We start from the raw sequence: 13183 nt of genomic DNA on the forward strand, positions 1-13183 counted from the left end.
GCTTAATCCTTGGTCACGCGGTTGACTTCTTCAAGGCTGGTGATGCCCTGCATGGCTTTTGACAGGCCCGAGGTTCGCAGGTCATTGAAGCCGTCCTTGCGCATCTGCCTGGAAATCTCAAGTGAGTTACCTTCTTCCATGATAATGCGCTCCAGCTCCGCTGTTTTCTTGACCACCTCATAAATGCCGACTCGGCCTCTATAACCACCATTGCAATGCTCGCAGCCCATCGGCCCATAGATCTTGAACGTACCGATCTTCGCCTCTGGAAAGCCTTCTTTAATCAACGTCTCGCGAGGAATATCGAGTTCTTTCTTGCAATGGCTACACAGCTTGCGCGCCAGTCGCTGCGCAATAATCAGGTTTATTGCGGTGGCAATGTTGAACGCTGCAACGCCCATATGATGCAGTCGAGTCAATGTTTCTGCTGCGCTGTTGGTGTGCAGAGTTGAGAGCACCATGTGGCCGGTTTGCGACGCCTTAATAGCGATTTCGGCGGTTTCCAGGTCGCGAATCTCGCCGACCATGATTACGTCGGGATCTTGACGCAGGAAGGCGCGCAGTGCCTGAGAAAAGTCCAACCCTTGGCGCGGGTTGACGTTGACCTGATTGATACCTTCCAGGTTGATCTCTACCGGGTCTTCGGCTGTGGATATGTTGATGTCCACGGTATTGAGAATATTCAGGCCCGTATACAGCGAAACTGTCTTGCCGGAACCCGTGGGGCCGGTCACAAGAATCATGCCTTGCGGCTGTTTCAACGCCTCCAGATACAAAGCCTTTTGTTCTGGCTCATAGCCCAGCGCATCGATACCCATCTGAGCGCTGGTCGGGTCGAGGATCCGCATCACGATCTTTTCGCCCCACAGTGTGGGCAAGGTATTCATGCGAAAATCGATGGCCTTTGTTTTGGACACCCGCAACTTGACCCTTCCGTCCTGCGGTTTGCGTCGTTCCGAAATATCGAGGCTGGCCATGACCTTCAGACGCGCAGCAATACGGTTTGCCAAATGGATCGGCGGTCTGGCGACTTCGTGCAGGATGCCATCGGTACGCAAACGTACGCGGAAGATCTTTTCATAGGGCTCGAAGTGCAAGTCGGATGATCCTAGTCGGATGGCATCCATAAGCATCTTGTTGACGAAGCGCACCACCGGGGCATCGTCAGCGTCATTCTGTGTAGCTAGAGTGGTTTCCTTGCCATCCGCCGGTTCGATATCCAGGCCCAGATCGACATCCTCCAGATTGCCCAGACCGCTATCGCTGTCAAAAAACCGGTCTATCGCAACAGTCAGCTTGTCATCTTCAACCAGAATCGCTTCGGTGTTCAGACCTGTGCTGAACTGAATATCTGTCACTGCCTGATGATTAGTCGGGTCCGAGATTGCAATGAAAAGCTTATTGCCGCGTCGCCAAAGCGGCAGCGCATGATGCTGTCTAACCAGCTTTTCACTGACCAGCCCCTTAGGCTGGCTTTCCTTGTCCAAGCTGGCGAGGTCCATGAACGGCACGCCGAACTGATCGGAGGCCAATTCTGCCAGCGTCAGGCTTTTGACCAGTTTGTGCTGAACTAGATAGCTCACCAACGAAATCTTGTCGCGGCGCGCCTGCTGGTACGCTTGCTGCGCAACAGGTTCAGTAAGTAGCTCGGCTAGGACCAATTGTTTGGCCAAGCCAGTGAGGACAGCATCAGTCATAAAACCACCAGACACGGACAATGGGTGGGTTATAGCGCAGTCGGGCGGTGCTGCCAAATGGCAGAGAGACATGTGACGAAAATTGTCAGTTTCTGCTGATTTCTGAGCCTTTCAGAGTCGTGTATTCGCATATTTTTGCTGCGATTAGGGTGGTGGTATTGTTGGCACGACCTATGCTTGCTCGTTTTTAAGGCACCACATAATTGACGCCTCGGAGAAGTAACAATGAAAGCACAAAAAGGTTTTACGTTAATCGAACTCATGATCGTAGTTGCGATCATCGGTATCCTGGCTGCCGTCGCAATCCCTTCATATAATACTTACACACTAAAGGCTAAGGTTTCTGAGGCCTCTGCAATTTCTGCTCCGGCGCAGCAAGCACTTGCGCTGGCTTTCAATGACGGTAGTCTATCGGCTGCAACAACAAATGCATCTTTAGGTTTGCCGGCTGCTGCTAGCATAACTAGTAAGTATGTTACTTCTGTCACTGCTGTTGGCACCTCGGCAACCGCAGGTACTGTTACAGTTGTAATGCAAGGTACCGGTAGCGCTGATGTAGATACAAAAAACGTTGTATATACAATGACATGTGTTGCGAGTGCTCAGTGCACATGGACTGTTGGTGGGACGGTTACAGCCGCTTATCTTCCTAAAACCTAATGGTTGAATCCTCTTTTTAAAGGGGGTAGAGTTAGCCCGGTCGTCGACTGGGCTATTCTTTATGTTCCGTTTGTGTGCTGTGAGTTTTTAAGTGCTCCGTCTTGCTAAAGCTATCCGTGATGGCTTACTGTATTTCGGTTGGTTATAAAGGTTTTCTGAGGTGGTATTAAATGTTGTAAATGGCTATTTGCGGTACCTTGGTTTTGCTGTTGGCGTTTTCAGCTAGTGTAATGGTCTTCTTAATGCATATGTCACACTAACGCCAGTCACTGTGTCAACTGTGGTTTACCTCCTGCCAATTCAACCTATTTCATCCCTCCGCTCCAACCTAAGCCTATACCCAATCTCCGCAATCGCAGGCAGCAACTCCAGCCCCAACTCCGAAAGACTGTACTCCGCAGAAGGCGGCGAAGTCGCAAGCACCGTCCTAATCACATGTTAGACTCACCTGTTGAAACGATAACGCCCCCGGCGGATGTGCTTCGTTGGGGGCGCTTTGATTCGATTGCTTGGTGTTATGCGATGGCATTGTAGGACATTTCAGCTTTTGCATTAGGTCACTTCCTGATTCACTTCGGTTACCGAAACGTTCGTTGATTGATATCCGAATCAAGCCCAGAATTACCCACCCGATTACTCCACACATGAGAAGAGAGGGGCTATGAACACCACCGCATTACCCAGTCGCCTCCTCGGTGTGGGCCTATACACCCCAGCAGAAGCGTCCTCATACACTGGCATTCCAGCAAAGGACATTCGTAGATGGATGTTTGGCTATAGCGCGGCAGGCGTCGATCACCCCGGCCTCTGGACGCCAGAGGTTGCATTTCTCGACGACAAGCTGCTCGGCTTCCACGACCTGCTGGAAATTCGTTTTGTTCATGCATTTCGCCAGCACGGCGTCAGCTTCCAAGCGATCCGCAGCGCCTCGTTGCAAGCCAGAGAAATGTTCGGTCAGCTCTACCCGTTTACGTGCAGACGCTTTCAAACCGACGGTCGGGATATTTTCGCGACCGTCCTGGATGAAACGGGTGATGAGGCTCTGCTGGATCTGGTGAAGCGGCAATACGCGTTCAAGCAGGTCATTACGCCCTCTCTGTACGAGGGCATTGATTACGCAGGTGAAGAGTCGGCAAAGCGCTGGTATCCGGTCAAGCGAAGCAAGGCAGTCGTTTTGGACCCCGCAAGGAATTTTGGCAAACCGGTGTTGGCAACAACGGGAATCGACACAGCAACGACCTATCATTCTTATCTAGCTGAAGGCCAGAACGCGAAGCGTGTGGCTTTACTCTATGAGATTGCGCCTGTCGCAGTGAAAGCAGCCGTTAACTATGAGCGTAGCCACGCAGCTTAAGATACGTGGCCAGGCAGTTACTGACTGCTCAGGTCAGGGATTGGCTTCTACCTCACCACCCCATCAACCCGCGCCCGCCCCTTAAACCTCCTCCTAACCCCAACCACAACCATCACCACCAACAACCCCACCACCACAAAAAAGATCGTGTTAAAAACCGGAAACGGCTGATCACGACTCGTCACCGCTTCAACTTCGGTCACGTTGGGAAACATCGACAGGATGGTTATCCGCCAACCGTAGTAACGGATCAAAGCCAGTTGCTGGGAATCACGCGAGTAGCCTTGGGCTTTGGCCTGGATGTCGGCGGAGTCGAATTTGAAGTACCACGGGAAGCTCCAGCCGGTGTCTTCGTTGCGGTAGACCACGACTTTCTTGCTGTCCGGGTCTTCGGTGTTGATGAAGTACACGTCGCGGGTCGGGCCGTCTGCCGGGTTTTCGGCGTTGATGACGCCGTCGGCGTCCATTCTTTTGACTTCCACGCCGGTGATCATCACGACATCATGGCGCGGCAGGACGTAGTAGAGGCTTAATGCGCCGATCCCCAGTGCAACGAATACCACAAGCCAAATCGACCTTCTCAGCCACTTCATACCAGCGTCCTCTGTTTAAAATTGCGTGACTTTGCCCTAATCCGAACATTTCGAAGCAAAACAGTTATTACAAAATTCGACAAGGCCGTTGCTGACGGCGTTGTCTCCCGGAGATTGACATGATTTGGTTCCTTGAAGGGCAATCCAGCCAGCGTGAAGTGATCATGGGGGCGCGCGATGCGCTACCTGCGTCGGTGCAGATCATCGCTTCGCATCGCCAGCAGCGCTCCGAAATCACCGGGCAGGCCGATGTGGCGCTGCAAGAGCCGGTCGATAACGACGAGCGTATCGACTGGGTGCTGCACACCGCTCGCTCGCTGGGCGTCAAGATTATTGTCGCCGGCCGGATAGGCAGCTTTTACGAAGCGCAGCGTGCGCGTTTTGTCGCTGAAGGGTTGGACCTCGTCACCGGCGGAACGTCCCTGCAGACCTTCATGGATGTCGATGACAAGAGTCGTTTCACGGCAGCGGCCGAGGCGGCGGGGCTGGCATGTATTCCGGGGATTGCCGTCAGCAATGCCGAGGAGTTGCAGGCGGCTTACGATGCGTTGGCGGTGTCTGGCGAGGTGTGCATCAAGCCGGTGGTCGGGATTTACGGGCGCGGCTTTTGGCGCTTCAAGACCGACGTTGACGATTTTCGTTGTTTCGCCAACCCCGATGCGCGTGAAACGACCTTTCAGGCGTACCTTAATGCTTATCGTCAGGCTGATGACGTGCCGGCCATGCTGCTCATGCCGTATATGCCGGGCAGTGAGTGTTCGGTGGACATGGTCTGCGAGCACGGCAAGGCGGTTGCCGTCGTCGGGCGGCGCAAGGTGGGGCTCAATCAGACCTTCGAGCGTGACAGCGAAGCTGTACAGCTCGCGGTACGTGCGGCGGAGCATTTTGCCTGCGACGGGCTGATCAATGTGCAGACCCGCGACGACGCGGATGGCAAGCCGCGCTTGCTGGAGATCAACCCGCGTTATTCAGGCGGCATTGGCTACACCCGTGAAACCGGCATCAACCTGCCGGGTATTTTCGCGGCAAGGCGTCTCGGCTTGAAAGAACCGGAAACACATTGGCTCGAAGATATCCGCGTCAAGGCCATCACGGTCGCTGTACGGGCCTCGGTTTGATCGTGATAATAGATTTTTGCTATCACTAATCGCTCTTATCAGGGAGGATCGGGCATGAAGCTTCTTGCGCCAGGTGCAAACACTGCTTTAGCTAACGCCCACTGCACCTGGAACCTGGAGAGCGGTAAGTCTTCGGTTTTTGGTGAGTACGCAGCGGTCGCCTTGCTGGCGGTCAACGACAAGCGCCAGCCGATGGGCGATCCAGCGCTGCTGCAACAGGAACAAGGCTGGATGGAGTGGAGCGGCGGCCCTCAGGATGTTGGCTGCACGTTAAGGCTGGACAGGCTCCCGACGGGCAGTGATCGCGTGCTGCTGATGGTCTACGTCTACGCAGCCATGGGGCCGATCCGCGATATTGCCAGCCTGCACCTCAAAGTGGATGGTGATATCGAGCACCGCCTGGACCTGCGCGATAACGGCGAAGCGGCGATCATCATCGGCGAGTTCTACAAACGCAATGAGCAATGGAAATTCCGCGCGCTGAGCGAAGGCTCGGCGTATGGACTGTCGGCGTTCGGGCGCAAGATCGGTCTGGACGTGGACGACCGTCATCCGCGCCGCCCGTCTGCGGGGTCGGGTGGCGGGCCACGGCATGAGTCGGCGACCGGCACGGCGTTCGTGGTCGGCCCGGCGCACGTCATGACCTGTGCGCATGTCATCGAAGACATGGGCGTGTTCTACATCACTTCACTGGAGGGCCGTTACAAGGCCGAGCCAGTGGTCATCGACCGTCGCAACGACATCGCGCTGCTGCGCGTGCAGGGCGCACCGCTGTTGTCTCCGGTTACATTCCGGGACGGGCAGGGCTGTGAGCCGGGTGATACCGTAGCGGTTTTGGGCTATCCACTGGCGTCCATTTCAGGTGGCGGGTTGCAGGTGACTCAGGGCGGGATCTCCGGTCTGTTCGGCCTGCACAACGATGCCAGCCTGTTTCAGTTCACGGCACCGATACAGCCGGGGTCCAGTGGCAGCCCGTTATTCGACAACGGGGGCGCGGTGATTGGCATGGTGACCTCAACCGTACCGGACGGGCAAAACATGAACTTCGCCGTGAAGTCCGCACTGTTGCTGGCCTTTCTGCAGGCGTGCCGCATCGACGCTGCGCATGCCCGCCCGGAAAGGTCGTACACCACCACAGAAATCTCACGCACCGCTCAGTCGTCGTTATGGCTCGTTGAAGCCTCTCGCCAATGAAGTCGGTGTTGCCTGGCTGGTCTGCAGGCGTCAGGGGCTGCGGCCCCGCTAATCAGGAATATATCGATGGACAGCAGCGCAGCTTTTTCCAACCCTACAAAGCTTCGTGCTGATCTGCTTCGTGGTCGCCTCGATGTCAGCGTCGATTCGTCGACCATCGCTCCGGATTCACTGTTCGGCTTCGCCGAGCGGCGTAATCCCAAGCGCGCGTTTCTCTTCGTGTCCCGAGTGTTGGGACGCCACATCCCTGCGCGCCCGAGCGTGATGCTGAAAAGCTTTCAGGACCTGGCGCACAAGATCCCCGCAGACCTGCCCGGTCCGGTGCTGGTCATCGGCATGGCCGAAACCGCCGTGGGCCTCGGCGCCGGGGTACACCGTGCCTACAGCGCAACGCGCCCGGATGCCCTGTACATGGTCAGTACGCGCCATCCGACCGGCAGCGCGCTGTTCGCCCGCTTTGAAGAAGAGCACAGCCACGCCAGCGCTCATCTGATCCACCTGCCCGTTGATCCGGCGTTACGCGAGATGATGCTCGGTGCCCGTTCGCTGGTGCTGGTCGATGACGAGGCGTCGACGGGCAAGACCTTCATCAACCTGCATCAGGCGCTGGTCGACGCTGGCTTGAGCAAGCTCGAGCGGGTGGTGACCTGCGTGCTCACCGACTGGTCGGCGGGCGCGGTCAGTACCTCGATGGGCGCAGTGGCAGAACAGGTCTCGCTGCTGCAAGGCTCGTACTCCTTTGATGAAGACGTAAGCGCGCCGCTGCCGGAGATGCCGGAAGTCGGCACCGTTGCCATGGGTGACTGGCCGCTGGTCACTGCCAACGACTGGGGGCGCATGGGTGTGCTGTCGGTGGCCGATACGCTGGCACCCGGCATTACCGTCAAAAAGGGCGAACGCATTCTGGTGGTTGGCACCAGTGAGTTCGTCTGGCGCCCGTTCCTGCTCGCTGAGCGTCTGGAGAAGGCCGGAGCCGACGTGCATTTCAGTTCCACCAGCCGTTCACCGATTGCACTCGGTCATGCCATCGACCATGCGCTGTCGTTCTCCGACAACTATGGCCTGGGCATCCCCAACTTCCTCTACAACGTGCGGCCGGGTCAGTTCGACCGGGTGCTGATCTGTACCGAAACCCCAAGGCAGGCCGTGCCTGCCGAGTTGATCGAAGCACTGAATGCCGAGGTCATCTGCGATGAGTAACGACCGCCCGTTGATCTTCGTCGATCTGGACGACACGCTGTTCCAGACCGCGCGCAAAACCCCGGCTGGCATTGAAAAGCATGTCGCAACCCTGGACATCACGGGTAATGCCAACGGTTACATGACCAACGTGCAGAAGTCGTTCGCGCACTGGCTGCTGGCGCATTCCGATGTGGTGCCGGTGACGGCGCGCAGTGTCGAGGCCTACAGCCGGGTCAAACTGCCGTTCACCGCAGGCGCGATCTGCTCCCATGGTGGGGTGATGCTCGATGTCATGGGGCGACTGGATCATGACTGGAACGAGCAGATGAAACAGACCCTGGCCAGCTACCAGTCGCGCCTGCATGAGCTGTCGGCGACGACACTGGCGATCGGTCAGGAGCTGGGGTTTTCACTGCGCGGCTGGGTGGTCGAAGAGGCGCAGCTGTTCCATTACGTGGTGACCAAGCATAACGAGAGCGATGACAGCATCCTCGGCAAAGTGCTGGCCGAAGTGCAGGCGCGGGGCTTGCTCGATGGCATGCACATCCACGGCAACGGCAACAATCTGGCTTTCCTGCCCGAAGGGCTGGCCAAGCGTTACGCGGTCCAGGAGTGGCTGCGGCGCGACAAGGCGATCAATGGCGAACGCCCGGTGCTCGGTTTTGGCGACAGCATTACCGATCTGGGTTTCATGGACGAGTGCCACTGGTGGGCGACACCTGCCCGCAGTCAGTTGGCGAAAATGTTTGTCGGAGCAGCGCATGAGTGATCCCGTTCACGGGCTCGATACGGTCGGCAGCGGCAGTTACCTGCACGATGATGTGCATTTTCTGTTGCGCGGCGTGGCGCTACAGACCACCAGCGTCGAGGAGAAGGAGCGCCTGATTCAGACGCGACAGAAGCACTATTCGGAAATGATCAGCGAGGAGTCAGCGCCTAGCGCCGCTCACAAGGCGCTGTATGAGCGGGCGCTCGAGCAGAACGGCGCGCGCATGGCCGACGATGTACAGGCCCTGGCCCAGGCGCTCGCCCGCGAGTGCGCAGGTGCTGAAATCATTCTGGTGTCGTTCGTGCGCGCCGGTCTGCCGCTGGGCGTGTTGTTGCGGCGGGCGCTGATCGATCTGGGCCGCGAAGCGCACCACTACGGCATCAGTATCGTCCGTGATCGCGGCATTGATACGGTGGCGCTTGAAGCCATCATTCAGGCCCACGGCGCGCAGAGCATCGTGTTCGTCGACGGCTGGACCGGCAAGGGCGCGATTTCGGGGGAGATCCGTCGCAGCCTGGCGGGCGATACGCGCTTTCCGGATCAGCCACGGCTGGTGGTGCTGGCCGATCCGTGCGGCAGTGCCTGGCTGGCAGCGTCGGCAGAAGACTGGGTGATTCCGTCCGGCATTCTCGGTGCCACGGTGTCCGGTCTGGTGTCGCGCTCTATCTGGCCGGCGGACGGCGGGCTGCACGGTTGCGTGGTGTACGAGCAGTTGCGGGACCACGACGTCACGCAGTCTTTTATTGAACAGATCGACAGCCAGCGTCGTCAAAACAGTTCTACGCTCACACTGACACCCTGGACGCTGGCTCAGCGAACCGAACTCAAGGCCGCCGCATCACAGGTGGTCGACCGTCTGGCCGAGCGCTTCAGGATCAATAACTTCAATCGCATCAAGCCGGGCATTGCCGAAGCCACCAGAGCGGTCATGCGCCGCGTGCCGGATCACGTACTGGTGCGCAACCTGGCTGACAGCGACGTGCAATTGCTGTTGCACCTGACCGAAAAAGCGGGGATTCCCGTCGAAGAAGTGGGCGATCTCCTGGGGCCCTATCGGGCCGTGACCATCATTCGGAGTCTGAGCTAATGGCCTTATTCTCGCCTTATGCGCTGGGGGCAACGCTGTATATGCCCGCGACCCGGGACGACATCGTCGATGTGGTGTTCGGTGAAAAGATTCCCGAGCTGCGTTCGCTGGTTGTCTGTCTGGAAGACGCCGTGGCGCTGACCGATGTCGACACGGCGTTGCTCAATCTTCGTCAGGTACTCACCCGAATCCGCGATCGTGGCGGTCGTCCGGCCAACGGTCCGCTGCTGTTCGTGCGTCCGAGGGACGCAGCGATGGCGCGCATTCTCAACGACTGGCCGCTGATGGCGCACGTCGACGGTTTCGTTGTGCCCAAGCTCTCGCTGAAAAGTCTGACGAGTTGGGAGCAGGCCGTCACCAATCCTTCGCTGGCGTTGATGCCTACACTGGAAACCCCCGAGGTGTTCAATCCGACCGCGATGGTCGAGTTGGGGGAAGCCTTGAAGGCCAGTCTGTACGAGCGGATCATTGCGCTGCGCATCGGGGGTAATGACCTGATGGGCTGCCTGGGGCTGCGCCGCAATCCGGCCATGACCCTGTATTCGACGCCGATGGGGTATGTCATCCCCATGCTGGCGGGGGTCATGGGTGCGCAGGGCTTTTCGCTCACCGCACCGGTGTTCGAGCAACTGGCCACTCCGGACATTCTGCAGCATGAACTGGCGCTGGATATTACCAATGGATTGGTCGGTAAAACGGCAATTCACCCCTCGCAGGTCAATATCATTCAGAATGCGCTACGCGTCAGTCTGGAGGACATGAACTCCGCCCGGATGATTTTGAACTCTGTGGCCCCCGCAGTGTTCAAGTACAACGACGCGATGTGTGAACCGGCTACCCACTACAAATGGGCAGCCCACATCATGGAGCGCGCCAAATGGCATGGAGTGTTATCCGCACCCGCTTCGATCATGGATGCCAGCATTCGACTCGCTGAGGCAGTTAGCTAGATGATAGAACCTGACCTTGAAACCGCAGGACCTGATCTTGAGCCTGTAGGGCCCGACCTTGAAATCGAAGTGGAACAGCGCCTGCTGGCGGTTTTCGATTTCGACGGCACCATTACCCGCCACGACAGTTTTGTCCCGTTTCTCAAATTCGCCTTCGGGCAACGTGCCTTTTCGGTGCGCATGGCGCGGCTGGTGCTGCCCAGCATCGGCTACCTGGCCAAGCGCCTGACCCGCGACGAACTCAAGGGCCGCCTGATCAAGGCCTTCCTCAGTGGCGTCGAAGTGCAATGGCTGCAGCAGAAGGCTGAAGCGTTCTGCCAGTCGCACTGGAAACGCCTGATGCGTCCTGCTGCGCTGGAGTCCATCGCCGCTGAAATCGAGAAGGGCGCCATTGTCACGCTTTGTTCAGCATCGCCTGCTATGGTCCTGCAACCTTTCGCTGATCGCCTGAAAGTAGAGCTGATCGGTACGAATCTGGAAGTGATCGACGGCAAGTTGACCGGCTTGATCGAAGGCAGCAACTGCCGCTGCGACTCGAAAGTTGCACGGCTGGAGAGCGTCTATGGGCCGCTGACCCAGTTCCGGGTTCGCGCATGGGGCGACACCCGAGGCGACCACGAATTGCTCGCCGCTGCTCAGGATGCGCACTGGCGTTTGTTCCATCCGACGTGGCGTCGAGGCCGTTATAAAGGCCCCGTTAACGCCAAGTTACACAATCCTGATGGCAAAGACGGGCCAACACGGTAAGGCTGTAACACTTTTATCCGAAATCCAACGTCACATGGAGCGAAAAATGGCACTCACTTTGGCAAAGAACCAGACGATCTCACTCGAGAAAACTGCTGGTACAGGCCTCAAGAAAGTCAGCATGGGACTTGGATGGGACCCTGAAAAAGCCAGTGGTTTCTTCGGTAAATTGCTCGGTGGTGGCGGCGGCGATATCGACCTGGATGCCTCGTGCATCATGCTCGACGCCGATAAAAAGCCCCTCGACCTGGTCTGGTTCCGCCAGTTGCAATCGCGTGACGGTGCCATTCAGCATTCGGGTGACAACCGTACCGGCGAAGGCGCGGGCGACGATGAAACCATCAGCGTCGATCTGGAAAAACTGCCTGCCGCCGTCAAATACCTGGTGTTCACCGTCAATTCGTTCACCGGTCAGAATTTCGAAAAAGTCGCCAACGCCTACTGCCGTATTGTCGACTTGGGCAGCCGTAACGAACTGGGTCGCTTTGATCTGTCCGAAAAAGGTCAGCACACCGGCGTGGTGATGTCTTATCTGGCGCGCACGCCGTCGGGCTGGGACTTCACTGCAGTAGGCCAGGTCACCAACGGTCGCACTGCTGATGATCTGGTCGAGCTGGCGATCGGGGCTGTACGGGTATGACCCAACTCGTCCCGGGCGCCAACGCGCCGGTCGCTGCCGGCCCGCTGACGGTGGAAATCATCTACTCTCCGATCGCGGATGCGGATATCGACGTCTCCGCTTTTCTGCTGACCGCGTCCGGCAAGGTCCGTGGCGATCAGGACATGTGTTTCTACGGCCAGAAAAGCGTGAACGGCGGTGCGCTGCAGCAGACGGAAGCGTCGGCCGGACGCGCGGTGTTCAGTCTTGACCCGAGCCGCCTGGACTCGGTCATCGAGAAGGTTGCCCTGACGGCGACCATCTATGAGAACAAGGCCAGTTTTGGCAGCGTGTCACGCTTGGCCTTGAACATCACCGGCGGTATCGAAGCCGATATCCCGACCAGTGGCATGAAAGAAACCGCGCTGATTCTGGGCGAGTTCTACCTGCGTCAGGGTGCATGGAAATTCCGTTGCGTGGCCCAGGGTTTTGCCGGCGGCCTTGAGCCATTGGCGAAAAACTTCGGCGTTGAAGTCGCCGCGCCTCAGGATGAGCCTGCACCTGCACCTGCACCTGCACCTGCACCTGCACCTGTTCCAGCGCCTGCACCGAAGTCGACCGTCAGTCTGAGCAAGATTACGCTCGACAAGACCCGTGCTTCGATCAGCCTGGAAAAATCCAGTGCCGGTTTCGGTGAGATTCGGGTCAACCTGAACTGGAACCGTCGTAACGACAGCAAGGGCGGCGGCTTCTTCTCTATGAAGAAGAGCAATGCCATTGACCTTGATGTAGGCTGCCTCTTCGAAATGCAGGACGGTCTCAAAGGCGCTGTTCAGGCGCTGGGCAACTCGTTCGGTTCACTCAACACCGAGCCGTTCATCAAGTTGATGGGCGATGACCGTACCGGCTCGATCAGCGACGGTGAGTGGCTGCATATCAATGGCGCACACTGGAGCAAGATCCGTCGCATTCTGGTCTACGCGTTCATCTATGAAGGTGCGCCGAACTGGAAGGAAACCGACGGGGTCGTCACCATTCACGCGCCTGGCCAGCCGCCCATCGAGGTTCGCCTCAATGAAGAGGGCGGTCGTCAGGGCATGTGTGCCATTGCCCTGCTGGAAAATGACAACGGTGCGGTCAAGGTGACGCGTCGTGTGGATTTCCACAACGGCCACAGCAACATGGACAAAGCCTACGGCTGGGGCATGCGCTGGGCTGCCGGTTCCAAGTAAAC

The 13183-nt window shown here is 57.7% G+C and carries 13 protein-coding genes and 1 pseudogene; 11 read left to right on the forward strand and 3 right to left on the reverse strand.

Features of this window, described 5'->3' with window-relative positions:
- Positions 1–2: 2 nt before the first annotated feature.
- Complete coding sequence (gene pilB, locus V476_RS15685) at positions 3–1697, reverse strand: type IV-A pilus assembly ATPase PilB (protein WP_017278649.1); 1695 nt, start codon at positions 1695–1697, stop codon at positions 3–5.
- A gap of 225 nt (positions 1698–1922) precedes the next feature.
- Between pilB and V476_RS27360 the strand changes: the two genes are divergently transcribed.
- A complete protein-coding gene (locus V476_RS27360; protein ID WP_024960621.1) occupies positions 1923–2357 on the forward strand; it encodes a pilin in 435 nt (144 codons plus the stop codon).
- 300 nt (positions 2358–2657) lie between these two features.
- On the opposite strand, the pseudogene V476_RS29350 reads toward V476_RS27360, so the two are convergent.
- Positions 2658–2792: pseudogene (locus tag V476_RS29350) on the reverse strand (winged helix-turn-helix transcriptional regulator); the annotation flags it as partial.
- Between the two features lie 331 nt (positions 2793–3123).
- Here V476_RS29350 and V476_RS15690 point away from each other — a divergent pair.
- Positions 3124–3711, forward strand: a complete 588-nt coding sequence (locus V476_RS15690) for a hypothetical protein (RefSeq protein ID WP_024960622.1) — start codon at positions 3124–3126, stop codon at positions 3709–3711.
- A gap of 47 nt (positions 3712–3758) precedes the next feature.
- On the opposite strand, the gene V476_RS15695 is transcribed toward V476_RS15690, so the two are convergent.
- A complete protein-coding gene (locus V476_RS15695) occupies positions 3759–4304 on the reverse strand; it encodes a DUF1523 family protein (protein ID WP_004415097.1) in 546 nt (181 codons plus the stop codon).
- A 119-nt stretch (positions 4305–4423) separates the two neighbouring features.
- On the opposite strand from V476_RS15695, the gene V476_RS15700 reads away from it, so the two are divergent.
- From V476_RS15700 to V476_RS15740, 9 genes are all read left to right on the forward strand, one after another.
- A complete protein-coding gene (locus V476_RS15700; RefSeq protein ID WP_024960623.1) occupies positions 4424–5422 on the forward strand; it encodes an ATP-grasp domain-containing protein in 999 nt (332 codons plus the stop codon).
- 54 nt (positions 5423–5476) lie between these two features.
- Positions 5477–6616, forward strand: a complete 1140-nt coding sequence (locus tag V476_RS15705; protein WP_004409944.1) for a trypsin-like peptidase domain-containing protein — start codon at positions 5477–5479, stop codon at positions 6614–6616.
- A gap of 66 nt (positions 6617–6682) precedes the next feature.
- Complete coding sequence (locus tag V476_RS15710; protein WP_024960624.1) at positions 6683–7816, forward strand: phosphoribosyltransferase domain-containing protein; 1134 nt, start codon at positions 6683–6685, stop codon at positions 7814–7816.
- Positions 7809–8567: an HAD family hydrolase gene (locus V476_RS15715; RefSeq protein ID WP_016567164.1), complete on the forward strand. Its 759-nt coding sequence runs from the start codon at positions 7809–7811 to the stop codon at positions 8565–8567. Before V476_RS15710 ends, V476_RS15715 begins: the two co-directional genes overlap by 8 nt.
- The gene (locus tag V476_RS15720; RefSeq protein WP_024960625.1) at positions 8560–9654 is read left to right on the forward strand and encodes a cysteine protease StiP family protein; all 1095 of its coding nucleotides are present in this window, start codon (positions 8560–8562) and stop codon (positions 9652–9654) included. Before V476_RS15715 ends, V476_RS15720 begins: the two co-directional genes overlap by 8 nt.
- Positions 9654–10604 (forward strand): HpcH/HpaI aldolase/citrate lyase family protein, encoded by a 951-nt coding sequence (locus V476_RS15725; protein WP_024960626.1) that lies wholly within the window; start codon positions 9654–9656, stop codon positions 10602–10604. Before V476_RS15720 ends, V476_RS15725 begins: the two co-directional genes overlap by 1 nt.
- Positions 10605–11351 (forward strand): HAD family hydrolase, encoded by a 747-nt coding sequence (locus tag V476_RS15730; protein WP_003317765.1) that lies wholly within the window; start codon positions 10605–10607, stop codon positions 11349–11351.
- 46 nt (positions 11352–11397) lie between these two features.
- A complete protein-coding gene (locus V476_RS15735) occupies positions 11398–11991 on the forward strand; it encodes a TerD family protein (protein WP_003317764.1) in 594 nt (197 codons plus the stop codon).
- Positions 11988–13181, forward strand: a complete 1194-nt coding sequence (locus V476_RS15740; RefSeq protein ID WP_024960627.1) for a TerD family protein — start codon at positions 11988–11990, stop codon at positions 13179–13181. The genes V476_RS15735 and V476_RS15740 overlap by 4 nt, the downstream gene beginning before the upstream one ends.
- Positions 13182–13183: the final 2 nt, after the last annotated feature.

Source organism: Pseudomonas syringae KCTC 12500, from assembly GCF_000507185.2.
Taxonomy (GTDB): domain Bacteria; phylum Pseudomonadota; class Gammaproteobacteria; order Pseudomonadales; family Pseudomonadaceae; genus Aquipseudomonas; species Aquipseudomonas syringae.

Excerpts from the sequence above, each read along its gene's own strand:
- pilB (WP_017278649.1), bottom strand. The coding sequence starts at position 1,697 with ATGACTGATGCTGTCCTCACTGGCTTGGCCAAACAATTGGTCCTAGCC.
- V476_RS27360 (WP_024960621.1), top strand. The coding sequence starts at position 1,923 with ATGAAAGCACAAAAAGGTTTTACGTTAATCGAACTCATGATCGTAGTT.
- V476_RS15690 (WP_024960622.1), top strand. The coding sequence starts at position 3,124 with ATGTTTGGCTATAGCGCGGCAGGCGTCGATCACCCCGGCCTCTGGACG.
- V476_RS15695 (WP_004415097.1), bottom strand. The coding sequence starts at position 4,304 with ATGAAGTGGCTGAGAAGGTCGATTTGGCTTGTGGTATTCGTTGCACTG.
- V476_RS15700 (WP_024960623.1), top strand. The coding sequence starts at position 4,424 with ATGATTTGGTTCCTTGAAGGGCAATCCAGCCAGCGTGAAGTGATCATG.
- V476_RS15705 (WP_004409944.1), top strand. The coding sequence starts at position 5,477 with ATGAAGCTTCTTGCGCCAGGTGCAAACACTGCTTTAGCTAACGCCCAC.
- V476_RS15710 (WP_024960624.1), top strand. The coding sequence starts at position 6,683 with ATGGACAGCAGCGCAGCTTTTTCCAACCCTACAAAGCTTCGTGCTGAT.
- V476_RS15715 (WP_016567164.1), top strand. The coding sequence starts at position 7,809 with ATGAGTAACGACCGCCCGTTGATCTTCGTCGATCTGGACGACACGCTG.
- V476_RS15720 (WP_024960625.1), top strand. The coding sequence starts at position 8,560 with ATGAGTGATCCCGTTCACGGGCTCGATACGGTCGGCAGCGGCAGTTAC.
- V476_RS15725 (WP_024960626.1), top strand. The coding sequence starts at position 9,654 with ATGGCCTTATTCTCGCCTTATGCGCTGGGGGCAACGCTGTATATGCCC.
- V476_RS15730 (WP_003317765.1), top strand. The coding sequence starts at position 10,605 with ATGATAGAACCTGACCTTGAAACCGCAGGACCTGATCTTGAGCCTGTA.
- V476_RS15735 (WP_003317764.1), top strand. The coding sequence starts at position 11,398 with ATGGCACTCACTTTGGCAAAGAACCAGACGATCTCACTCGAGAAAACT.
- V476_RS15740 (WP_024960627.1), top strand. The coding sequence starts at position 11,988 with ATGACCCAACTCGTCCCGGGCGCCAACGCGCCGGTCGCTGCCGGCCCG.